Raw genomic sequence first — 25,171 nt, 5'->3', positions numbered from 1 at the left:
TCGGACTGGCCTTGCTAGCGCAATTCTTGGTAGCAAGGCCATTTAATCTTTTAACCCGAGTTGAAATTACCTATCACTAGAAAAGATATATCCCCCACCCTATTCATCTCCCCTCATAGCCTAATTTTTCATCCAATGCATGTCCTTCCTACTTGAAGTTGCTGCGGTGTTGGCTACGTTCGCTCACCTGCAATTTCAAGTGGTTTGGGTATCAACCCAATAACTCTTATGATCTCAAGCATAAAAAAGTGGCTCTTTTTTCTGGGAGCCACCTTATGCAATTACTTCACGGTATGAGTCAGGATATAATCAGGACCAGCGGTTTGTGCAGTAACCACCTTCAATTGATTTACATCAGCTCCAGCCCCACGATAGTAGTTAAAGCCATTCTCAATGGTTTTTGCTGGCAGTGTCACTGAATATTGGCCAATTTGCTCTGCGGAAGTCACGGTTCCCGCATAAAATTCCTCTGTATATCTCGCATCGACTAATGGATATTCTTTGGTCGCACGTACACTGACAAATTCCGGAGAGGTCGAATTATCAACAACATTATGACTGAATGATACATTCACACCTGAATATATAGCCTCGACTTCGGTGTTATCAAATAGGCTGACTCGGTGAGTTTGATTGCCATAGATGATGCCCCATTCAGTATCAACCAATGTATTATTTTCAATCGTAATATTTTTTGGTGTCCACTGTTTATTCAGCTCTTTCCCTTTCACCGATTGATCTAAACGTTCACCATTTTTTACGTCAATGATGCCAGTATTGATAACAATACCACCACGTAGATCAGCATTCCCTTCTATTAATCCATCACGACCACGTGTATTTGCAATGTAGTTATTGCGGATGACATGATCTTCATCATAAATGCGCACACCACCAGTCAGCAGCTTGCCGTTGCCTAAGATAACATTATCTTCAACCGTGTTGCCTTTACCATGTCTTAAAGAAATCAAGGCCGTACTTTCAAAAATAGTGTTGCCTGCAATAGTGTTATCGCCAGATTTAATCGAAATCAGCTCTCGTTCACCATCCATATCAATCAGTAAGTTATCGATAAATTGAGAGCTAGAATCAAACTGAGACGCTGTAGAATCGCCAATTCGAATCGCTTCCCAGCTATTGCCGTTATAACGGATCGCTTGTTCAATATCGAATTCATTAAACTGATTCGGCTTTTGGTCAAGGAAGATGTTATTCGCGATTAAGTGGTGATCGGGCTGTTCATCTTTTTGAACCCCAATTAAAGTACCGCGCTTTTGCTTGCCTTCAAATCGGTTGTTGATGACTTTCCCTTCTTTGCCCCACAGCGACACCCATAGATATTTTGGATATTCAGAACGACGAGCATCGGGCTCATAGGTGTAATCATGGTTGAAGTAATAAAAGGTTGAATTTTTCAACGTATTGCGATCACCCATCATACGTACAGCACCAAATCTCTCATTTGGGCCACCTTCGGTGAACACAAGTCCATCGATAGTAATGTCATTACCTTTAAGCTCTAATTGTACAAGACCGGTTAACCATACTGTGCCTGGCTGTTGTGCGGTAACTGTGATGTTTTGCGCTTTGATAATGATTTGACCCAAGTTTGCATACTTACCACTGGGGATAACAATCGTCGCACCATCAGGAGCATTTTCAATTTGCTTTTTAAGAGCTGCAATTTGGTCCTGTGAGGCTTGATGCAGTTGATCACCATTGACAACATGATGGCGATCGCTTGCAAGCAGATAATCGCGAGTAATATCAGCAACAGCAATCGAAGCGGTGGTTGAAAACTCATTATTCTTAGTCGGCTCACTGCTACAGCCAGCAAGAGATGCGACAGCTAAAGCACTCACAATCGCAGCAGAAATCATTGTTTTGTTCATATTTATCTTCACTTTAGAAATAGTTAAAGCGACGTAAGTCATTTATCGTCGCTTTAATTTTTAGAGAGATTAAGTCAGTCCATTACTTAATTTTCAGTCGCTACTTCGTTCGCATTCTCGATTTTATCGTCCACCGCTTTAACCAACAGTAGACCTACACCAAGTACGATCGCACCGCACAATACAAAAATCATGCGTCCCCAGAACGGGTTTGGTAGTAAAAACATCGTCATCACACCGACACCTGCACAGGCAATTAGTGAACCAAGCATTTTGCGTTGTTTGTTATCAAGTTTCTGCTGTGCAGAAGACTCTGATACAAGTGGCGTGGCTAAGTTTTCGAAGAATTTATCAACATCAGCTTGACGCTCCGCTGATAGCGGTTTGTAGAACAAGGTAGTTGCCATGAAGAAGCCTCCAGTGATCACCATGTGACTGATTAAGCCAATAGCAACTTTCAAGTCGGCCCATTCACGACCCGTTAATGGTTGTAAGTCGAACCAACTCTGAACGGTTTCTGCGTTAATAACGAAACCGACATAGTAAGAAACCAGAGCACCAACAACTAACGTGCCCCAACCAGCCCAGTCGGGTGTTTTCTTAATAAAGAAACCAAAGAAGGCTGGAATTGTCATTGGGAAGCTAATTAACGCCCCCACATACATCATGGTATCGAACAGGCTTAGCCCTTTTAATGAGTTGATAAACAACGCCACCAAAATGATCACAATGCCGAACACGGTGGAGGTAATTTTAGAAACGAAAACCAATTCTTTCTCTGTTGCATCAGGGCGCAGAACTGGTTCATAGAAATTCTTAACAAAGATACCCGAGTTGCGGTTTAACCCTGAGTCCATAGAGGACATGGTCGCAGCAAACATGGCTGCAATAAGAAGCCCAACCATACCTGCTGGCATGTATTCTTCTACAAAATATAGGTAAGCGAAATCAGCCGCTTTCTTGCCTGCTTCTGGGTATGTTGCTGCCAAATCAACACCTTGACCAGCGATAAACCATGACGGCATAAACCAAATAATTGGACCTATCGTCATTAATACACACGCTAACAATGCCGCTTTTTTCGCATTTTTAGAATCTTTTGCCGCCAAGTAACGGTAAGAGTTCAACATGTTATTCGTAATGCTAAATTGTTTAACAAAGATGCAGAATGCCCAAATTCCAAAGATACTTAGATAATTTAGATCATTACCTGAAACAAATGAGGCACCTTCTTGAACTGGGAAATTATTAATAATTTCACCGACGCCACCACCTTGGATAACTGCAACGACAGCACAGGTTACCGTTACTGCCATGATGATCACCATCTGCATAAAATCAGAAGCAATAACCGCCCATGACCCCCCCGTCACTGACATCACTAACACCACAAGGCCAGTCAAAATGATTGTGGTAGTCATATCAAAACCGAAGATACCCGATGCGATGATCGCCAAACCGTTTAACCAAATACCGGCTGAGATAACACTATTAGGCATACCAGACCAAGTGAATACTTGTTCATTGTGCTTACCAAAACGCATGCGGATCGCTTGTATGACCGTAACTACACGCAATTGACGGAATTTAGGCGCAAAATACAAGTAATTCATTAGATAACCGAAAGCGTTAGCAATGAAAATAATCGCTACCGCAAACCCATCATTAAACGCTTTACCCGCAGCACCTGTAAATGTCCACGCACTAAATTGCGTCATAAACGCTGTGGCACCGACCATCCACCACAGCATGTTACCGCCCCCACGGAAGTAGTCGCTGGTATTACTGGTAAATGTTCTAAACATCCACCCTATAGCAATTAGGAATAAAAAATAGATTCCTACGATTAAAGTATTGAGTTCCATCTTAAGACCTTTTTAGTGATGAGGTTTAATGCTCACACTATAAATCCCACCCAGATTTATTTGTAGTACAATATTCAAAATGCGTGACTAAAATCTAAGTTGTAACATGACCTCATTGTGGTTCGGTGATCTAAGTCAAGTATATGAAAGTGGTTAAAAGTATCGGCCACCTCAATGAAATCGCATCAAAAACGACAATTTCATGCCTTTTTATACTAAATTTTGATTTGATATCCCTATTTTAAAATAGTGATTACTTACACTTACAATAGAAGCAGAAGTATTTTTGTATGATTAGAAATGATTGTGGTTTAGATATGGATGCAATGACATTAAAAAAAACGCTCGTACTGCCTGTGTCAGTATGAGCGTAAATCGAGGGAGATCCGTTGCTAGGTTTCGATCGTCGTTAGAACGCCTAACAAACATTATAGTTATAAGTTGGGAGCAACAATTGAAGTGCTAATTCAAACGCTTCAATAAATCATTCTTTAGCCACCGGCTATAAACCTGAAATGAACGGGGTCTTTGAATGGCAAAAGGTTAGCCTGTTCATTCTTTTCACTAAAGTATAATTGTACTACAAATAAAATCAATAATAAAAATCATGAACTCTTGATGTAGAACACATTTTCTACGTACCTTCAAACACACAGCACCAAGATAAATACATAACACATTGTATTTAAAGTGTAAAACCAAGACTCGTCAAACATTGAATCATAATTGCAAGCAATTAGATAAGATTCACAGATCCCTACCTCTTTTTGCCTTATCATATTTGTATTACGTTACTACTTAAGGTTCTATTTTATGAAAAAGAATAAAATGCTACGTCTTGCGGCCTGCATTGGTTCATTTATGTTCGCGACAAACGGCTTTGCTGCTAATTTTGTGTTTTTAGATGAAGCAACGCTCAACACAAACCGAACAATTCTAAATTCAGACAAAGTAACGCCATCAATGAACCACAGTTACCAGTTACTGCTAGAAGAGGCCGAACTCGCTATGGTCGAAGGGCCTTTTACTGTAACAGACAAAGGGATGATTCCACCCAGTGGTGACAAACATGACTATTTGAGTATCAGTCCTTATTGGTGGCCAGACGAAGGTAAAAGTGATGGCCTGCCGTGGATTCGCCACGACGGTAAAACGAACCCGGCTTCGAAAACAAATGAAACCGATTCCACGCGTATTGGCCACTTCACCCGCTCGGTACGAGCATTAGCGCTAGCGTATTATTTCAGTCAAGATGAAAAATACGCCACACAAGGTATTGAATACATCAGAACGTGGTTCATCAACGAAGACACTAAAATGAACCCTAATGTGAATTTTGGCCAAGGTGTTCCCGGGGTTGCAGATGGCAGACGTAGTGGCATCATTGACACACGGACATTGGTTGAGCGTACATTAGATGCTATCGCAATTTTATCTCAGTCTGCACAGTGGACAAAGAGCGATGAACAACAAATTACTCAGTGGTATAGCGATTACTTAGATTGGTTAATTGTCGATGATTTGAGCGGTGGCCCTCAAGGTGAAGCCTACTCACCCAATAACCATGGTACATGGTATGACTACCAAGTCGCTGGTATCGCCTATTTTCTAGGAAATGAACTCCTGACCAAACAGATGATACAAAAAGGAAAGATGCGCGTTGATACTCAGTTTGAAAAAGATGGCTCCCAACCACATGAAGTTCAACGCACTCGTGCTTACCACTATCATTACTTTAGTTTGGATCCGTTAGTCGGTATTGCACAACTAGGCGATAAAGTCGGCATTGATCTCTGGCATTATACGAATAAGAATGGCGGTTCATTAGCACAAGGGATTCAACTGATGGCAAACTACAATGACCCACAAACTAAATGGCCATATGCCCAAAAAGACAAACGTCGCCGTGTAGAGCGAATGACTCCTATCTACGTCAAAGCAGGAAATGCGATGCAAAATCAACAGTGGATAAACCTTGCGACCAGCACTGACTTTAGCCCATTTACTGTTAGGAAAAACCTAGCAGAAGTCTGGGCACAGAGGGATATTGAACTTCTCTATTCGATTCGCTAAGACCATAATATCTATATTAAAAACTCTAGGCTAAATATACCCATTGACGCCTAACAGAAACATCAATGTATTTAAGGACATACTATGTTATTTGGTACGATTAGTAAGTTAAACCAGGTAAGCTATATTCAACCGCAAATTCAACATTGGATTGAAGAATCACTCGCCATTGCAAAAGAAAACCATACGGGAAAATATACGCTTTCTCATCCAGAGGTGTTCGTTATCTTAATGGAAATGAAAACTGAACAAACTTCGGTACGTAAAGCTGAAATCCACAAAAAGTATATCGATGTGCAACTGATGCTGGATGGCGTTGAGTCACTCGGTTACACATATGATTTAGCACCGGAACTCGAAGCACTGGATGAGCTTGAAAATGATGTGACTCTATTTGAGCAGGCTAGCAATGAGCAATTTGTCACGATCAATAACGGTGATTTTGTCATTTTTTATCCCAACGAAGTTCATCGACCATTATGTTCTGTTGGAGAAGACAAACTTGTAAGAAAAGCTGTGATTAAAATCCCCCACTACCTGATCTAATTGCCATTTCCTAAACTATTGTTTTTCTACTCTTCATTATCGCCTCTTTCTGGCGATAATGAAGGTCAGTAACAAGTTAACGATATCACTCTATTTCCTCTTCGTAGACCATTTCACAAGTCAAACCTAAGCAGCTTTGTATTACAAAATAACTTATGGAGATAGATTTCAGACCTTGAAAACTTGCTTCGAATCACAATTCCAAAAATCCCCCTCTAATAACCACCGGCACAAAGCCAACACAACCCATTGATATAAAAAGATAAATATCATTTGAAATATTATTTTACATCCTTATTTCTTCGTAAAGGCACAAGAGCGATCGCTATCACAGTCATTATTAACCCATACAAATATAATAAGCATATCTTAATACAAATAGAGTATCATAAAATGAAACCAATCAATAAACTGACTATTGCAGTGTGCACCACCCTACTTTCAACTTCTGCACTTTCTGCATCTATTGATATTCGCCATGAATACAAACACAGCTCAGAGCAACACGCTACGCGTGTAAAAATAAACGAAAGTATCAACAATCTTTACTTTAGCGGTGAACTAAAGTTCAAAGGCAAAGATGGCGAATTTTTAGAAGACCTACAGAATAATGGTTGGGAATTCGATTGGGGCTACCGTGTTAAACTTAACGACAATTGGACATTAATCCCAGGTATGCCTGTTGAAGGCCGTTCTTCGGGCATGACCTATAAGCCTCAACTGCGCGTTACTTATGCTTTTGATAATGTCGAAGGACTCACTCTGAGCGGTCGTTATCGCTATGACATGTATCAAAATAATAATACAGATGATAAACGTCGCCATCGCCTAACTGGTAATCTCGGCTACAAGTACGAAAAATGGAGCTTTGGTTTAGAAGCAAATTACTACAAAGCTGATGATTACGAGTTATTCAAAGATAAAGAAACTGATGTAGAATACAATTCAACCATTCGACGTACAATTGGCCAATGGTCTCCATACGTTGAATTTGGCTACATCAGCTACAAAGATAATGGCGGGTTCGATATCGGTGACGGCTCGACAACTAACAATGATTATGAACTACGCAGCCGTATCGGTGTGAGTTACAGTTTCTAACATTCAAGTCTATTGCATTCATTTAAAAGCGCTCGGCATTTGCCGAGCGCTTTTTTCATTTTGTTATTCAATAACGCGTTGCTTTCTTTTCCTAGTAAGACTTCTCAGCATTGGTTTCCAACGAATTGGCATCATTGGTATAACAATAAGTGCTATTCCGAAGGCGGTGAAAATATCGGGAATTTCATCAAACCAAATTACACCAAAAAACGTGACAAATGCTAAGCCAGAATACTCAGCCAGTGCTATTTGGCTAGCAGGAGCTTTTTTAAATGCGATAACCACCAAGGCATGATACGCAAGTACAAAAAGATTTATCGCCATAATCCACATCACGTGCTGCCAACTAATAACTTGCCATTCATAAACCGCCAAAACTAAAGCCAGTGGCAAAGTCATCAATGTTGTCCAAAACAGTGTGCACACTAATGGCTGGTCAGTCGGTAATCGACGGATAAGTATATTACCTAATCCAATAGCTAGCGCACTACCTAAAGCAACAATGGCGGCCCAATGAAAGTGCTCCGGACGCAATACAATCAACACTCCTAAAAAACCAATGGTTGTAGCAATTATTTTTCCAAGTGGTGGGTTTTCTTTAAGTAGCACCACTGATAAAGGTAAAACCAACAACGGTCCAACATAAAACATCGCATTCGCTGTAGCCAATGTTAAGTGTGTGATCGCCACCATAGCACACGCACTGCCTAATAAGATGAGCTGGGCTCGCCAAAAAGTCACTTGGCTAAAACCATTCATACGTTTCACTTTTGGCAAACGTAACCATAAGGGAAATATAATAAGTAAGCTTAGTACTTGACGAATAAAGACATATTGAAACGTTGGCACTTCTCCATTTAGCATTTTCAAAGAAACATCGGATAAAGAAGCTAATAAATTAGCCAACACAAGCAACAAGATGGCATGAGTAATTGTTTTTTGGTTCATGGAAACCTAATAAAGTAAGAATAAAAAATAGTTAAAAGACAACTGTGATTAAAGTTATTGGCTTATTCGGTAAAGTGAGCCAAAAGCAGGGGGATGATGGGGAGAAAGACGCTTTTGCTGAGCCAATAGCAACTCAGCTGTTGCTACTGCATCTGCTAGTGCATTATGTCCATTGTATTCAGGTAAACGATATCTAACACGTGTACCTGATAAGGTAACATCCGGCTCTTCATGATGGCTGATAGCTTTTTCCATCTGCTTTTCCATACTCATTGTATCTAGCCAAATTAAAGGCAGGCCTGATACATCGAAATACGTTTTAAGATAATGATCAATAAAGTTGGCCTCAACAATACAGGCGTGAGCCACCAGCACCTTATCTTGAGCTGCTTCAAAAAAAGCCAGCATAGCATCGTGTAATGGCACTCCACCTATCAACATTTGGGGCGTAATATGATTAATGACTGCCGTTTCTGGTTTGACTTGAGATTGGTTATTTACATACATATGCTGACAAGTCGCAAGATCAACTCTATTACACGATACCTCAACCCAGCCGAGCGACAAGATATGATCCGATTCGAAGTCCAGACCTGTCGTTTCGATATCCAACACAATGAAGTCAATATCACTGCTAAGCTGTTTAACATCGAGATCTGGCAATGTGACTAGTTTGCTTAGTACTTTCGGTAACACTCTAGTTTTTAAGTAATGATTACGACGCCTTTTTAACCTCTCAAAGGGATGAAAATAAGATAACATTAGCGGCTCCCAAAACGGATTTTCACCGCTTCTTGGAGATCTGCGATAATGCGAAATGCGTCTTTAAGGTGTTTGCGTTCGAAACTGCCAAAATGATCCGGATTGATATGATTATTGGGTTCTTCACCCTTCTTTAAAGCAGCCAACTGGTGGCTAAAACGGAACGACAAAATAAATTGGTACGCCCCTAAGATGTTTTTGAAAGAGTCATCACTAAGAATACCTTTGCCATTCGCGGCTTTAAATCGTTCATCCGTTGCGGATAAGTCACACTCAACCGCCAGGCCGTAAATACGAGCCAAATCAATAATAAGGTTAATAGCGTATTTCTTGATATTCAGTGTTTTCCGATTTTCCCCTGATTTTTCAAGAACCAGACTATTGAATATCCCTAGTGGCGGATTAGTGTTAATCGCATCTTTTACTAGCGTACTAAGAAACTCGCGGTTAGCACGAATGTTTTTATGCAGCTCATCTCGTAATATTTGCTCATAATCACTGTTGCCATATATGGTACGGATTTCGAGAAAAACGCTGATATTAAGCAAACACTCGTATTCTGGATTCGCTACCCATTTTTTATAGTAATGCTTCCATACATTCAAAGGTTGGCACCACTTTGGCGTTGCAGCCATATACTTACCAGGACATAGTGGATAATCACAACTGGCGAGTCCATTACTAACAATCATGGCCAAATGATTAAAATATAAACGGTCACTATCAGTCGCTTCGTCAGCCAGTACTATCGCACTATCTTGATCAGATAGCATGTGGACTTCATTTCGGGCATGAGAACCAGCAACGATCCATGAAAAATCACACGGTGGCGGTCCTAAGTGATCAATAGCAATTTTAATCAACCGTCGAGTATAGGAATCCATAATCATTGTCATGACTTTACCGATTGTCTCAGGTGAAACTCTTCCTTCAACGAGCGCTTCAAAGATAGCTTGGCGTTCCGCAGTAAAAGTACTTAATGTTTTTACACTGTCTGCGTATTTTATTTTTTCAATTAGGAAGATCGCCTGTACACGATGGTTTTGAACAAGATGAGATGTAGTCAGCAATCCAACCACTTTATTATTGTCGACTACAGGTAAATTACGAATATTAAATTGCATCATAATGGAAGCCGCATGTAATACGAGATCATCCGGTTTAATGGTAAGTGGTGAATGCGTCATAACACTTGAAATCGGTGCATCAATTGGAGTGGCATGGGCAATAACACGCTTTGTCATATCTCTATCAGTAATCAAACCAACAATGGCACCATCTTCCAAGATGACGGCACAAGACGAACGCATCACTACACGCATTTCATGAGCAACAGACTGAATGGATTGGTCAGCTTGCACAACAGCAACGCGTCCACTCGCTACTTCTTCCACACGGCGAATAAACAGGCCTTTTTCTTTATTAGACCAAACCACATCCAGTGCTGACTTTAATCGTACTTGAGCTTGAGATGCAAAATGCTCGACACTACTCGGAAATTGTTTAAAAAGATTTTGTAGGGCCGAATTAGGTATGACATAGAGTAGAGTATTCTCTATGGCAATAGCGCTATAACCATTATTATCATCGACATTACCTTCAAGAAAAGTAAAACCAAACAGGTCTTCAGTACCAAGTCTCGCGCGCAGAACGCCATCCGCCTTTCGTTGCTCCATTGAGCCAGTACGGATGATATACAACGATTTTTCTTGTCCTTCTAGACATAAATCAATGACTTCACCTTTGGCGAGATACACAATTTGAATATGGCTAGAAAGCTCTCTTAATGCCTCTTTAGGAACTTTATCAAAGGGATCAATTTGACCAACAAACTGAACAATATTTGGCAATAGAGATTGTGTCATGACGAATACCTTTGGTTGATTAGTATTATTATATAACCTACAACACAAAAAAGCATACTATGAAAATTTGTATCCACTTCCAACCATCGTTATTGGTCAAACTCTTGAGCTTCAGCCACCTCACTCATGGCTTGAAAAGTTGCAGAAGAAGATAGGAGCCACTCTCTACCAGTTGCTCTATTCACAGCTAAATATCAATGCTTTTAGCTGCAACTTAAACTTCCGTTGAACACAAGCAAAAAACATGTTCAAAAACTGCAACAAGCAGGGTATCAAGCGTGGTGTTATATGGTCAACAACCCTAAGAAACTGCGCCGTTTAAAGACTATTAATGCTGTATTTAGCAGCTATACTCAAACTACTTGAAGTTGCAGGTAGACGGCAAATAAGTGAATACCCATGAGCATAGATAAACTCTGTGATTGGGGTGAGCAAACGTAGCCAGCCCCGCTACAACTTCAAGTAGGAAGGATATCCAGAATTAATTTGGTGATACCATTAATCTTCATTTTGATTTTATAGAAACAGCGCAGTCTTATTGTTTTATTTGATGATAGACAGGTATTGAAAATAAAATATGGTGCTTATAACTCTGTGCCTATATTCAACTTATCGAGTCATCTATAGCCTCTTCTTTTATGTGAAATGGGTCATAGCTAGGCCCATAATCAATAAGCAACTCCTCGCCCTGCTTTATATCTTTCAGTGCTACATAAAACACATAGTTAGGACCAAATCTGACATAGTCAAGATTATTATGTTTAGCAAGTGTTTCTTGTGGCTTACTACTATTCGGTAAATGGGCAGTATTTATTGTGGCTAATGAATTCGCATACTGAGAGGCGTCGATGCTTCTCTTCTTTGATGGAGTAGTCCATAAATACGTCAATACTGGTACTGATCCCTCTTTTCTTATAGCATAATCGAGTGAGCGTTCATCTTCATGCAAGATCCCAGAGTAAGCCCCCAGTACTTCAAATTCTTTCATATTACGTTTGGCAAATACGGACTGCCCACGCAGCGGTCCATCATCTACAGGCACGTCTGTATCTGCCCATGAATTAATCCAAGCAGCATGTTGACCTTCCATTGATTTCTTTAAAAAATCTTTACATTTAACTGCAATAGCACTTTTAGTCTCACTCCTTTTCCCGGCATTTGATAGCGAATTTAAAGCTTTCTTTAACTCAGCTCCATATTGAATAACTCTCCAGCTATTGATGCTATCCTCTGTTAAAGCAACTGCCGATTGCGATGGATTTGTAGATTTTCTTAAAATGGGCGCTCCGTTATCTATGAGTGGCCTTTTACGCAGTTGGTGAGAGTCAATACACACTTCGTCATGACTTTCACAACTTGGCTCTTGTTTTACCTCCATGTGTGTAGTTGATGGTTCAGATTGCACATGTAGTCGAGTCATATTGTTAACAATAACAGAGTCTCGAGCAACAATTACTGACCCTCGCTGGTCAACTGTTCTAACTTGTAAAATGGGTGGGGTTTGAGGCACAGCCCACCTAATTACCGACGCTCGCTGACCATCGCCCCCATCTTGTAAACGGTCTTGCTTAATCATCTCTTGGTATTGATTGGAAAAAGAGGCATGAGCGTCATTTTGATTTAAAAGTCTCACAGCCTGATGGGCATATCGTTTATCCAAATTAGGAAGATGTCCAAGTAGAGCCTTCAGATTTTTATCACCACCATGTTCGACTACACTAACTAATTCACCACTAGTGATCTCCAACTTATCCAGCTCTTCCTTCTGCTCCGGTGTGATATCTAGCAGGGTCCGCAGATTTTTTGCACGATTAGTTGTTCTTACAACGTTGACTAGCAGATCCTTTGTGATCTCAAAATCATTCAACTTTTTCTCCTGCTCAGGCGTGAGAGCTAGGACTATCGGCAAAGTGCTGGAACCACCACCACGTTGCACTATACGAACTAAGTTGTCTGCAGTGAGCCCCAGATTAATCAGTTTTTTCTCCTGTTCAGGTTGGAGATCCAGCAAGGACTGTAGACTTCTGGAACCACCAGATTGTCCCAAGATACAACCTAAGTTTTTGCCAGTAATCTCCATATCAATCAGTCTTTTCTTCTGTTCAGGTAGGAGACCCAGCACGACCTGTAGACTGTTGGCACCACCAGAATGTCCCACAATATAAACTAACTGGCCAACAGTAGTGATCCCAAGATCATGCAGTTTTTTCTCCTGTTCAGGTAGGAGGCCCAGCACGGCCTGTAGACTGTTGGCACCACCACGTCCCACGAGACGAACTAAGTTGTCTGCAGTGATCCCCATATTAATCAGTTTATTCTCCTGTTCAGGTTGGAGATCCAGCAAGGACTTTAGACTTTTGGAACCACCAGATTGTCCCACGATACAAACTAATTTTTTGTCAGTAATCTTCATATCAATCAGTTTTTTCCTCTGTTCAGGTTGGAGATCCAGCAAGGACTTTAGATTTTTGGAACCACCAGATTGCCCCACGATACAAACTAAGTCCTCAACAGTAGTGATCCCAAGACTAATCAGTTTTTCCTTCTCTTCAAATTGGAGATCCAGCAAGGACTGCAGATTTTTGGCACCACCAGCATGTCCCATGATACAAACTAATTTTTTGGCAGTAATCTCCATACCAATCAGTTTTTCCTTCTCTTCAGGTTGGAGAGCCAGTAAGAACCTCAGATTTTTGGAACCACCAAATTGTCCCACTATACAAAGTAACTCGTCAGCAGTGATCCCCAGTTTTTTTAGCTCTTCATTCTTCTCTGACGTGATTTCCAGCAAGGCCTGTAGACTGTTGGAACCACCAGAACGTCCCGCTATACGAACTAAGGCGTCAGTCTTAAGCCCCAGATCATTCAGCTTTGTCTCCTCCTTTGGCGAAAGAGCCAGCACGGTCTGTAGAGTATTAAAACCGCCTTTATGTCCTAATAAGCGAACCAATCTGTCCCCTTTGATATCCAGATTATTCAACTTTACCTTTTGGTCTGACGTAAGATTCGACAAGGCCCGAAGAGTTTTAGCACCACCAGTATGTCCGACTACACGAATTAACTTGTCATCAGTGATTCTCAGCTCCTTTAGCGTTTCCTCCTGCTCTTGCGTAAGTGTAAGCAATGTCTGCATGTTATTTGAAGCACCATCGCATTTCATAATAAAGACAAATTTATCACCTAGCACTCCCAAATTATTCAATGTTTTTTCCTGTTCTGACGTGAGATTAAGCAATTTCTCCAGAGCTGTGGAACCGCCATAACAATCGAGTACTTTAACTAATTTGTCGGGGGTGATCCCAAAAGTTCTTAGCTTTTCCTTTTGCTCTGGCGTGATACCCAATACTGCATTTAGATTTTTTAAACCACTCCCGGCACCGCTTACTAAATTGCTTAATGTATCACCGACAATTCCCCAACCTTTCAGTTGCTGTTGCTGCTCTAAAGTAAGATTCTCCAGTTTTTTCAAGGTTTTTGAGCTGAACTTGCCCTCTCTGATTTTTGAGATATGGCGCTCTTCAATGCCTATATTCACTAAACTTTGTTGATCTACTCGACGAGGAGTTACACTCGTCGTACCCGCCGAATTGGACTGTATCCATGTAGATTGATGAGCTATTCCTTTGCGATCTTGATCCGCAAGTGTCGTCGAAGAGGGTTGTATACATGCAGGTAGACGAGCTACTCCTTCAGGCTCTGTGTTGCGATCTTTATCCGCAAGTGTCGTCGAAAGGGATTGTAGACATGCAGGTAGACGAGCTACTCCTTCAGGCTCTGTGTTGCGATCTTTATCCGCAAGTGTCGTCGAAAGGGATTGTAGACATGCAGGTAGACGAGCTACTCCTTCAGGCTCTGTGTTGCGATCTTTATCCGCAAGTGTCGTCGAAGGGGATTGTAGAAATGTAGGTATACATCTAAAAGGCGAGTGACTAACCTTCTGTACGAGGAAAGATGGAAAGGTTCTTTCACCTTCTACATCTTTGTGTGTGTTTTTTTTTCAGCAGAAATGGAACTTGCAAACATTTATGACTCCATTAAATAAATATCATGATTATATATGGCGTATTTTGTTAAGTTTTATTTCTTGAATAGATTTTATTTCGAGAAATATCGTTGATTGCTTATTATCACCATCTTTGCAATCACGGAAGTAAGTATACTCATAATCTGCATATGCTTTATTGAAGCGCTAATATATTTATCATCTCACTTACTGATAACCTCACTATTTAATGCATTACATTAAAAAATAAGTAATGAAACATGGAATTATAATTAGTTCATTATACTTTCTTTGGTTATTCTTCGAATTCCATTAAAGGATTTATCTTGACCTTCGAGACATAAATCAATGACCTCACCTTTGGCGAGATACACAATTTGAATATGGCTAGAAAGCTCTCTTAATGCCTCTTTAGGAACTTTATCAAAGGGATCAATTTGACCAACAAACTGAACAATATTTGGCAATAGAGATTGTGTCATGACGAATACCTTTGGTTGATTAGTATTATTATATAATCAACCAAATAAAAAAAGCATACCAATGTATGCTTTTTTTAAAATTAATCACAAAAGCGTAATACGTCGTTTTGAACTAATTAACGACTGGCAACCGGTGATTCGTCGCCTGCAAATGGTCTGCCGAAGCTTGGCGAGCTTTTTCACTATTACCAGCCATAATCGCATCGTAGATGTGGCGATGTTCATTAATACAGGTACTCCCTTCCTCAGAAGAGTGCGATATAAAGTTGACAAACATAGTGGTCAAAATGTTACCAAACGGCAGGTAGAAGTCATTGCCTGTTGAGTTAAAAATCAGACTATGAAATTTTGTATCCACTTCCAACCATCGCTGTTGGTCAAACTCTTCAGCTTCAGCCACTTCACACATCGCTTGAAAAGCCGCAGAAAGTTCAATGCGTTGCTCTGCCGTTGCGTTGCGAGCGGCTAAAGCGCAAGCAGCAGGTTCAATGGCATACCGGAGGCCGAGAAATTGAAGACAAAATTCATCGTTGTCAGCCAACCCATCCATCCATTCGATAAGCTGAGAGTCTAAAAAGTTCCAGTAAGCTCGGTTCATAACGCGTGTGCCAATTTTTGGCCTAGACTCCAAAAGCCCTTTGGATGTCAATAACTTAACAGCCTCACGCAACGCAGTTCGACTAACACCAAACTGTTCACAAAGATCCATCTCCCCCGGAATAATCGAACCTTGGGGTAAATCACCAGAAAGAATGCCACGTGCAATTTCACGAGCAACTTGTACATGCAAACTACGTTTTGAATCAGAGATAGAATTAAAAGCACTCGCCATAGGTTACTACTTATTTTTAATATGTATTATTTAACGAAAATTATAGCACTTTATACTCAATGGCAACAAACCTACTTTCTATAAACGTGATGTATTTAAGTGCTTTTAAACTGCTATTTTGACTTTCTTGTATCAATGACATGCTCCAATCCTTGCTTGCCCCCTCTTCCACATCATCACTGTAACCAATAAGCGTGCACCAAATCACATATCTTGATCTCAAATCACAATATTTGACCAATGGTTCAGCTTGTCATTTGAATTAACAAGGTAATATTGTATTATTTATATCATATAGAGGAGCATTTTTGCTTGGTTTTCTAATCATTACGCTTCAAACACAGCACTGCATAAGGTGGCCACTATGTCGCTATTCTCCTTGGTTGAAGATTCTAGCCGAAGAATTCATGTACAAGTTGCTAGGCAACTAGCACGAAAAATATTATCAGGTGAGCTTAAAGAACATTATAAACTGCCTAATGAAATGACACTGTGTCAGCAACTCGGGATCAGTCGAACTACGTTAAGAGAATCAACAAAATTGGTTTCAGCTAAGGGACTTATTGAGTCTAAGCCAAAGGTAGGCACTTTAGTTTCTCCCCGTGCACAATGGCAATTTTTAGACCCTCAATTGCTCGACTGGATTCAAGATTTAGACGATATTCAGCCATTCCTTTCACAGTTTTTAGGATTACGAAAAGCCTTAGAACCAGAAGCTTGTGCACTTGCTGCGACCAATGCCACTGTGGAGCAACGTAAACAGCTGTCGATTTTTTTCCAAGAAATGACGCGGGCTGCCAACAGCTTTGATTACGACAGCTGGGCACTCAATGATCATCAGTTTCACCAGACTATTTTTCTGTCAACAGACAATCAATTTTACATCCCGTTTAGCAATATTTTGTCTGCTATTTTTAAACAGTTTATCGACCATTCCGCCGAAGGCGGTCGATTCTGTTTATCAGAGCACAAGGCTATTTACGATGCCATCATGACGGGTAATGCTTCTCAAGCTAGAATTGCTTCGCAACGACTGCTAGATGATGAAAACCAAAAACTCGCCCATATCGCTAGCTAGCCGATAAGCGAGATATTAAATATCTATTAAACAGAAAGTTGAGCCGCAAACAACGTGAATTAACTTGCAATAAGCTAGTTGTCTTTTGCGGTTAAATATCATTGAAGTTCATTAGCGCAATACCATTGTGGCGCACAAAGCCACCTTGTTGTTGCTTTTATTTTAGGTGGTCTTTGTGTCTTCCCAATCTTACCTTCGAAAGAATCTATCACTCGCCTGGCCATTGGCGCTTAATGCCATTTTAATGCAGTCAATGTTAATGATTGATACTCTACTTGTATCTCCACTAGGTGAACTTTCTTTAGCAGCTATGGGTATCGCGACGACGATAATTGCGTTTGTATTAGGTATTCAGATGGCTTTGGCTAACGGCACTCAATTAGTACTAAGTCGCGCAGTTGGTTCTGGGTTAAATACTTCACTATCGAAGGCTTTTTTGTCTGGGTTAATCATCAATTCGTTAGCTGCCATCTTTTTCTGGCTACTGTTAACGCTGTTTGACCAATCGTTGATCCAACTACTGACCGATGATTCATCGCTTTACGTACAAATCAACAGTTACCTCAGTATTTCCAAATACCTTGTGTTATTTACCGCACTGACACAGGTGATGATCGCCCTGTTTAATGGCCTAGGAAGGACAAAAATCCCTTTCAAAGGCTACTTAATTGAAATGCCGCTCAATGCCTTACTGTCTTTTGTTTTCATACATGGATTTTCTCAATTTGAAGGCATTGGTGTTCAAGGGGCTGCACTTGGAAGTCTTATCGCGATTGGTGTCCGGTTGCTGTATCTCTCGGTCTGTTTACATTTCGGTTCACACGTTAATCTTGATATCCGCCCTCACTTACCTTCATTAGCTCGTAATATTCGCCAGCATTTCCTTGAAATTTTTCCAGTTGCGGCAAACATCACCATTCTATCGATAGGGGCCACTATCTATCAGTTAATCTATTCACAACTGAATATTAACGCTTATGTAGCGATTACACTCGTTATGCCTTGGGTTCGCGCAGGATCTCAATTTATCACGGCCTGGGCTCATTCTTCAGCGATCACCATCAGCCAAGCGATAGGCTCACGTAAAATGGATAGCCTTGTAAAAGATGTCGATACTAGTATTGATGTTGCGGTTTACATTTCCATTCTCTGTGCAGGGCTTTTTGCAGCAATAAGTGTTGTCATTGGTGATATTTACCCAGAGTTAGCGCCATCAACTTACCATGCACTGGCTGCTATTGCTCCGTTATATATCTTTTTACCTATCGTTCGAGGTTATAACACGGTGCATGGCAATGTCTTACGAGCCCTAGGAAAAACCACCGATGTCTTTAAGATTAATTTCACTGGTCAGTGGATTATTTCAATCCCGTTATGTGCGTTGATTGTGCTTGTTTTCGATGGGTCAATTTTTTGGGCCTTCGCGATTCAGCCCTTTGAAGAAATCGTTAAGATGCTGCCGTTCCGGCATTTAGCCAGAAAGTCACTGAAAGAATTCGATATGCAGAAAGCTGAAAAGCTGATGTATGACTAAATTTATAGCGCTTAACAACTCGATAGGAAAGTGGGTGTTCCTCTCTCCTACAGCCTCCACACCGATATCAAATCCAATATCTAGTTCGTCATATCAAAAAAAGCCAGATAACATCAGCTATCTGGCTTGGACTTATTTCCGATGTAATCTCTATCTTCGTTCCCGCAAAGATATGAGTGTCGAAAATATTATAGTTGGGCGAACGCACCTTCCCACGAGAACGTTTCACCACCAAACTCTACCGAATGAAGCGTATTTTGTTCATTCTCAGCTTGGTTTGAAATGCCGTAGTGGTAAGTGTTACCCGAAGTGGTCTGTATGCGGATAACAGTCCCGACACTGTTATGGCCCGCAACAGACACAGATTCAACAAGACCGCGAGCACCTACCGATGCCTCTATAGATTCGTTAAAGTAACCGTGAGTTTCTAGTACTGATGCAAACACATGGTTTTGACCAGACTGACGCAAAATAAATGCAGGTTCGCTCTTTAAGTTAAAGTCTGGATCATTTGCCCCTGTGCGAACAAAAATTACTTCACTCCCTTCAACCGCACTAGTGACCATGCTGTAGTAACTGTTATCGTGTAACCAACTAACCAGTGAGCTACCTTCGACTTTACCTGACGCAACGTTCCATAGATGTTGGTAACCGTTATCTTCACCAAGTGGCTTCAACGTGCTTTCGATTTGGTAATCAAAATCAGTACGAATAATTTGACCTGAATGATGGACTGGTAAGTCATACTGATGCTCTGCATCCGCTTCAATACGGTAGATATCAATCACTAGCGGTTTTTCAAATTCAGGAATTTCAGCAAGAAGTACACTGCGTTGCATATCGACGCCAGTGTAGTAGTCAGAAATAGAGCCGCTCATTCCTTGTAAAGATTTATTGTCGGCAACAAAGAAATGCTTCTGACCAAACTTAGACTCAGCCAATGCGGTATCGAAGTTGTTTTGTGTTTTTTGATCAACCGTTACTGTGTTGTGAGCGACGGTTTGCTTGCAGTAAGATTTATTTTCTGGAATGTAACGACCGCCAAATTTTGGTTCAACGTTTACCCAACGACCAAAACCATAATCGTGCAACACTTCATGACCACGGTTGAATACACTGAGGTGTAGACCGTCGTAGTGGCCGTGATCAAGTGCTGAGTGGTACTGGTGATCGCTGCCGTGTTGACCAAACCAGATCAACGCCATGGTGTCGTCGTCTTGATCGTCACGGTGACGAAGAATGCTTACGCCACCTTTCTCACCTTTAGGGCCATCGGTAACAAACAGGCTTCCCCAATTAAATGCTTTTATATTTTCTGCCTTTGCAACCGCATTAGAAAGTGTTTGACCAGATGAATGAACCCATACGTCTTGTTGGTGATTTGCCATACCAAGTAAAGTATCCGTTTGCTCGTAACGGTGGTAACACACAGACGTTGCCATGATTACGCCCTCATCATTGATAGAAATCGTTTTCGATGAATCGTTCAGTGCTGGCAATGTGCCGTCTGGGAATGCTGTTTTAAATACCGCGTAAGAGGTTGTCTTAATTACTGAATCGTTGAATTCGTAAATACCAAGCTCTGGTTGGCGACGTTCAATCGCTTCTGCAAACAGGTAGATTGGACGTAACGAGAAACGGTGGTAGTAAGGACCTTCCATGTAGTAGCCATCTGGCGAGAACAGTTGGTCAAGTTGCGCGAGGAAACCGCCGCTGACTTTGTCTAGTTTCAGGCCGTAAAGCGCTTTGTCCACTGACTCTTGATCATTTATCGCGTAACCACAGATACCTACCGCAGCCACTGCCCATAGGCCATGGTTGTGTACGATGTCGAAGTCGTGTGCATAAGTGACTACGAACATTTCAATCATCTGCTTAAGAAGATCATCTTCAATAAGACGTTTCTGCTCTTCTGAAATCGTGTGATAAATGCAGCTGTAAGCACAAGATGCGTACAGCATCCACATGTTTTCGTTCAGCGTTTGGTGGAACAGCTTACCTGGAGGATTAGAGTCACGGCTTACGTTGCTTTCAAGCGTTGGATAGACCGTTGCGTACGCGGTAAGCATATCCACGATATAATCACGATATTTCGCTTGTTCGGTAATGAGAAACAGACGACCTGCAAGATCCATATGGATATAGTTTTGCTTATGGCGATTATGCTCATAGCCGCCACCTTCACCATGACCTGGCACTTCAATGCCAACTTCCGCCATATAAGCGTCAGTTTGTTTAATATCACGCGCAAGCGCTTTTCCTAACAGGCTATCCTTGCCAAGATCTTTACGAAGCTCTGCGGCTTCTTCAAAGTTAAGTAATAGTGGTTGATAGCTCATTATTTTTTCTCCTGCCCAGCGGGGTCTTGCTCTAATTGATTGATTTCTAAAGAATAGAAACCTGTCCAACTGTATGCTTTACCATGGAATTCTAAGGTATGTTTGGTGTTTTCTGTTGCACCAAGTTGATTACTGATCATCACGATTACGTCAGAAACCGCAGTCTTAATTTCGACAACGGAACCAACGTCATTATGACCAATAATAGTGATGTTTTGTACAACACCTCGCGCACTTACTGACTGTTCGAACTCTTCATTGAAGTAGCCGTGTGTCTCAAGTACTGAAGCAAACAAGGTTGATTCACCTTTACTGCGAAGGATGAATGCTGGTTCACTGCGTAAATTGAATGATGGATCATTTGCCCCAGAGCGAGTGAAGATAACTTCAGCATTGTCGTTTGAACTTGTGCCCAACCATGTGTAGTAGGTGTTGTTTTGTAGCCAACTTACCAATGCCGTTTGGCTTACTTCACCACTGGCTACGTTCCAAAGGTGTTGATAACCAAAATCGCTGCCTAAGGTATTTAATTCTTTATGAGTTTGGTATTCAAAGTTAGTACGAACAATCTGACCTGCATATTGATGGGAGTAATCGTACTGGTGCTCACCTTCACCGCCTTTTGTAGAATCTAAGCGATATAGGTCTAACAATAACGGAGATTCTAGCTCTTCAATGTTTAGCATGAATACGCTGCGTTGCATGTCAAAACCATCGTAGTGATCGTTGGCAAATGCACTCATGCCATTGACTTTCTCATCTTCTACTTTGAAGAAATGAGGCAAACCGTGTACTGAGTCTGCACGTTCAACGTCGAAGTTATTCTGACATTTTTCATCAATCGTTACTGCGTTATGAGCAATGGTCTGACGAGCGTACGATTTGTTTTCGTCTAGGTAACGGCCGCCGAATTTAGGCTCAACATTAACCCAACGACAGAAGCCGTATTCACGCAGTACTTCATGACCGCGGTTAAAAAACGAAATACCGAGCGTGTCAAAGTTGCCATGACCCATACCATGCTGACCGTAGTTCATCACCAGTTGAGACACATCGCCTTTTTTATCCTGCATACGGATAAAGCCTTGTGCGCCCTTATCACCATTAGGACCTTCATTAAGCTCAACACTTGGCCAAAAAGGCATGCCAATTTCACGCTGAGCCGTTGCTTTCTCATACGCTTGTGACAACTCCAATCCACACGAATGCATCCATACTGAATTTTGAATTTTCGCCATGCCTAAAATATTATTATCAACACCACCAGGGTCTTGAGATCCGTAGTGTTTTGCATAAACACTTAACGCAACCTGCACACCCATATCAGTGATGCCCATGGTACGTGAAGCATCATTCAATGCAGGGAACTCTCCGTTCGGATACGCGGTGGCAAGTAATGCCTGTACCGTATTGCCAATCACTTTGTCTTTATAATTATAAATATCAATTTCAGGCATATGGCGGTGAATCACTTCCGCAAACACACAGGTCGGGCGAATCGCATAGCGGTGATAGTAAGGCCCTTCCATGTAGTAGCCAGAAGGCGCGAATAATTGTGAAATCTGCGCTAGGAAACCACCCGTTTCATTACGCTCTAAGCCATAGACCGACATGTCTAAGTACTTACGTTTACCAATCGCCAAACCACAAATACCAACCGCCGCCACAGCCCAAATGCCGTGGTTATGAATTCGGTCAAAGTCATGAGCGTATTTAACGGTAAACATGTCCAGCATAGGTTCAAAAATACGCGTCACAACAGCGTGGCGTTCCTGCTCTGTCATGCTAGAAGCAACGCATGAGTAGGCTAAACTCGTAAACATCAACCAACAATGCTCATTCAAAATTTGGTGGAATAAGCGTCCCGTTGGATTGGTGTTTTTCTGAACATGAAAATCAAACGTGAGGTATTTTTCGGCATAAATCGCTAATAAATCACGGACAAATTTCGCGTATTTATCCTCTTTAGTGATCAAGAAAAGACGACCGGCTAAGTTCATGTACGTATAGTTTTGTTTATGGCGGTTATGTTCATAACCACCCGCTTCACCATGTCCAGGAACATCAAGTGGCAAACGCATAAATGCCTCCACCTCTTTCTTATACGCTTCAATAGTTTTCCCCATTAAGCTAGGGCGTCCTATTTCTTGGTGAAGCTGCTCTATTTCTGCATTCGTCAGCAAAATTGGTTGTGTCGTCATAATTTTTGTCACCCTCTTACTAAAGAGATTCGTTTCTTAAACTCCGCATAAAGTAATACAATATGAGATTAAATCATACTAAATACTCGTTAAATAATGAAGGAAATCACAAATTTCCCTTTTAAACGAGGCTGTTCATACAGCTACCAAAAGATCAATGAAAATACAACCAACTGATTATAAACAAAAAAATGAGATGAGATTGATTAGTATCACACAATAAAAACATATTGTATTATTTATTGTGGATTTGGTTATAATACCCAGCATGAAAATTTGATTCGATATTTGCTTAGGAGAACCTACATGAACCATTTCTTTAATTTGCAAGAAAATCCTTGGGAAGAGTTGGGCGGTGGCATCAAGCGTAAAATTGTTGGTTACACTGACGAGCTAATGGCTGTCCATCTATGTTTTGATAAAGGTGCTATTGGGGCTCCGCACGCACACGAAATTCATGACCAAATTGGTTATGTAGTAAGCGGTAGCTTTGAAGCTGAAGTCGATGGTGTAAAAAAAGTACTTAAAGCTGGTGATGCTTATATCGCACCTAAGCACTTTGTGCACGGTGCAGTTGCTCTTGAGCAAGACAGTATATTACTTGATATGTTTTCTCCTGCTCGTGCAGACTTCCTGAGTTAACACAACCAACACCGCTGATTAAGGTAAGAATATGAACTCTGTAAAGATCGCCGTCATTGGTGAGTGCATGGTTGAACTGCAAAAAAAAGCGGGTGCATTTACCCAGTCTTTTGGTGGTGACACGCTAAATACGGCTTTGTATCTGTCTCGACTAACAAAAGCACAACAAGTACAAACCAATTACGTTACGGCACTCGGCCAAGACCCATTTAGCGAAACCATGATTCAGAAATGGCAAGCTGAGGGACTAAACACCGAGCTTGTTTTGCGTATTGAAAATAAACAACCTGGGCTTTATTACATCGAAACCGATAGTACTGGTGAGCGTAGCTTTATGTATTGGCGTAATGATGCTGCGGCAAAATACCTATTTGATCAAACAAGCTCCCCTACGCTCGTGGATAAATTATTCGAGTTCGATGCTATCTACCTAAGCGGTATTACATTAGCAATTCTCACAGAAAACGGCCGCAATACTCTGTTTAGCTTCTTAGAGGCATACAAAGCAAAAGGGGGGCAAGTTATTTTTGATAACAACTACCGTCCTAAACTGTGGAATAGCCAGCGAGAAGCTATCGAAAACTATACAAAAATGCTTACGTTTACGCACACGGCCCTACTAACCTTTGATGATGAGCAGCTGCTTTATGGTGATCTCTATCTTGAACAGTGTATTGACCGTACGACTCAAGCTGGCGTAAAAGAAATTGTTATCAAACGTGGCAGTAAAGACTGCTTGGTGATTGATGCCGAATGTGCACAGTATGTACCAGCAACACGTGTCGATAACGTGGTCGATACCACAGCCGCTGGTGACTCATTTAGTGCTGGATACTTGGCAAAACGCCTGTGTGGTGGAACACCAAAAGAATCTGCATTTGCTGGGCATACCGTCGCTGGTAGTGTTATTCAGCATCACGGCGCTATCATCCCAGAGCAAGCTATGCCAAAGCTATCCTTATAATATTTTTAATAAACCTCTTAACTGAGGTTTATTTTGCTTACAAA

General features: G+C 41.2%; 16 protein-coding genes and 1 pseudogene. 7 read left to right on the top strand and 10 right to left on the bottom strand.

Annotated elements, in window-relative coordinates:
* Positions 1-281: 281 nt before the first annotated feature.
* Positions 282-1,892, bottom strand: coding sequence for a polysaccharide lyase 6 family protein (locus MCT08_RS07765; RefSeq protein ID WP_274675567.1), 1,611 nt, complete (start codon positions 1,890-1,892; stop codon positions 282-284).
* An 86-nt stretch (positions 1,893-1,978) separates the two neighbouring features.
* Complete coding sequence (locus MCT08_RS07760) at positions 1,979-3,757, bottom strand: sodium:solute symporter family transporter (protein WP_274678183.1); 1,779 nt, start codon at positions 3,755-3,757, stop codon at positions 1,979-1,981.
* Positions 3,758-4,570: 813 nt separating this feature from the next.
* On the opposite strand from MCT08_RS07760, the gene MCT08_RS07755 reads away from it, so the two are divergent.
* From MCT08_RS07755 to MCT08_RS07745, 3 genes are all read left to right on the top strand, one after another.
* Positions 4,571-5,830, top strand: coding sequence for an alginate lyase family protein (locus tag MCT08_RS07755; protein WP_274678182.1), 1,260 nt, complete (start codon positions 4,571-4,573; stop codon positions 5,828-5,830).
* A gap of 84 nt (positions 5,831-5,914) precedes the next feature.
* Positions 5,915-6,376 carry a NanQ anomerase/TabA/YiaL family protein gene (locus MCT08_RS07750; protein WP_053312366.1) on the top strand — a complete coding sequence of 154 codons (462 nt, stop codon included), beginning with the start codon at positions 5,915-5,917 and terminating at the stop codon, positions 6,374-6,376.
* A 393-nt stretch (positions 6,377-6,769) separates the two neighbouring features.
* On the top strand, positions 6,770-7,477 hold the full coding sequence (locus MCT08_RS07745) for an oligogalacturonate-specific porin KdgM family protein (protein ID WP_274678181.1): 708 nt from the start codon (positions 6,770-6,772) through the stop codon (positions 7,475-7,477).
* Positions 7,478-7,540: 63 nt separating this feature from the next.
* On the opposite strand, the gene MCT08_RS07740 is transcribed toward MCT08_RS07745, so the two are convergent.
* The 6 genes and pseudogenes from MCT08_RS07740 to MCT08_RS07715 all read right to left on the bottom strand — a co-directional run bounded on the left by MCT08_RS07740 (position 7,541) and on the right by MCT08_RS07715 (position 16,369).
* Entirely contained in the window at positions 7,541-8,425 is an 885-nt protein-coding gene (locus MCT08_RS07740) for a DMT family transporter (RefSeq protein ID WP_171981127.1), read from the bottom strand.
* Positions 8,426-8,479: 54 nt separating this feature from the next.
* The gene (locus MCT08_RS07735) at positions 8,480-9,187 is read right to left on the bottom strand and encodes a 3'-5' exonuclease (RefSeq protein WP_274678180.1); all 708 of its coding nucleotides are present in this window, start codon (positions 9,185-9,187) and stop codon (positions 8,480-8,482) included.
* Positions 9,187-11,052, bottom strand: a complete 1,866-nt coding sequence (locus MCT08_RS07730) for a putative nucleotidyltransferase substrate binding domain-containing protein (RefSeq protein ID WP_274678179.1) — start codon at positions 11,050-11,052, stop codon at positions 9,187-9,189. Before MCT08_RS07730 ends, MCT08_RS07735 begins: the two co-directional genes overlap by 1 nt.
* A 604-nt stretch (positions 11,053-11,656) precedes the next feature.
* The gene (locus MCT08_RS07725; protein ID WP_274678178.1) at positions 11,657-14,587 is read right to left on the bottom strand and encodes an SET domain-containing protein-lysine N-methyltransferase; all 2,931 of its coding nucleotides are present in this window, start codon (positions 14,585-14,587) and stop codon (positions 11,657-11,659) included.
* A gap of 770 nt (positions 14,588-15,357) precedes the next feature.
* A pseudogene (locus MCT08_RS07720) lies at positions 15,358-15,537 on the bottom strand (hypothetical protein); the annotation flags it as partial.
* A gap of 112 nt (positions 15,538-15,649) precedes the next feature.
* Entirely contained in the window at positions 15,650-16,369 is a 720-nt protein-coding gene (locus tag MCT08_RS07715) for a FadR/GntR family transcriptional regulator (protein WP_053309418.1), read from the bottom strand.
* A gap of 364 nt (positions 16,370-16,733) precedes the next feature.
* On the opposite strand from MCT08_RS07715, the gene MCT08_RS07710 reads away from it, so the two are divergent.
* Both MCT08_RS07710 and MCT08_RS07705 read left to right on the top strand, forming a co-directional pair.
* Complete coding sequence (locus MCT08_RS07710) at positions 16,734-17,447, top strand: FadR/GntR family transcriptional regulator (RefSeq protein WP_274675425.1); 714 nt, start codon at positions 16,734-16,736, stop codon at positions 17,445-17,447.
* A gap of 166 nt (positions 17,448-17,613) precedes the next feature.
* The gene (locus tag MCT08_RS07705; RefSeq protein WP_171981124.1) at positions 17,614-18,981 is read left to right on the top strand and encodes an MATE family efflux transporter; all 1,368 of its coding nucleotides are present in this window, start codon (positions 17,614-17,616) and stop codon (positions 18,979-18,981) included.
* Positions 18,982-19,169: 188 nt separating this feature from the next.
* Here MCT08_RS07705 and MCT08_RS07700 read toward each other — a convergent pair whose 3' ends face one another.
* The gene (locus MCT08_RS07700; protein WP_274673241.1) at positions 19,170-21,320 is read right to left on the bottom strand and encodes a heparinase II/III domain-containing protein; all 2,151 of its coding nucleotides are present in this window, start codon (positions 21,318-21,320) and stop codon (positions 19,170-19,172) included.
* Positions 21,320-23,521, bottom strand: coding sequence for a heparinase II/III domain-containing protein (locus tag MCT08_RS07695; protein ID WP_274678176.1), 2,202 nt, complete (start codon positions 23,519-23,521; stop codon positions 21,320-21,322). The genes MCT08_RS07700 and MCT08_RS07695 overlap by 1 nt, the downstream gene beginning before the upstream one ends.
* 306 nt (positions 23,522-23,827) lie before the next feature.
* Here MCT08_RS07695 and MCT08_RS07690 point away from each other — a divergent pair, with 306 nt between their 5' ends.
* Together MCT08_RS07690 and kdgK are read left to right on the top strand one after the other, a co-directional pair.
* Positions 23,828-24,163, top strand: coding sequence for a cupin domain-containing protein (locus MCT08_RS07690; RefSeq protein WP_171981121.1), 336 nt, complete (start codon positions 23,828-23,830; stop codon positions 24,161-24,163).
* A gap of 31 nt (positions 24,164-24,194) precedes the next feature.
* Positions 24,195-25,127: a 2-dehydro-3-deoxygluconokinase gene (gene kdgK, locus MCT08_RS07685; RefSeq protein ID WP_171981120.1), complete on the top strand. Its 933-nt coding sequence runs from the start codon at positions 24,195-24,197 to the stop codon at positions 25,125-25,127.
* The last annotated feature ends 44 nt before the right edge of the window (positions 25,128-25,171 follow it).

Origin of the sequence: Vibrio aestuarianus (genome assembly GCF_028858425.1) — a bacterium.
GTDB classification, from domain to species: domain Bacteria; phylum Pseudomonadota; class Gammaproteobacteria; order Enterobacterales; family Vibrionaceae; genus Vibrio; species Vibrio aestuarianus.
Note: the sequence above shows the minus strand (reverse complement) of the source record. Positions and strands in the feature narration are given on the sequence as shown.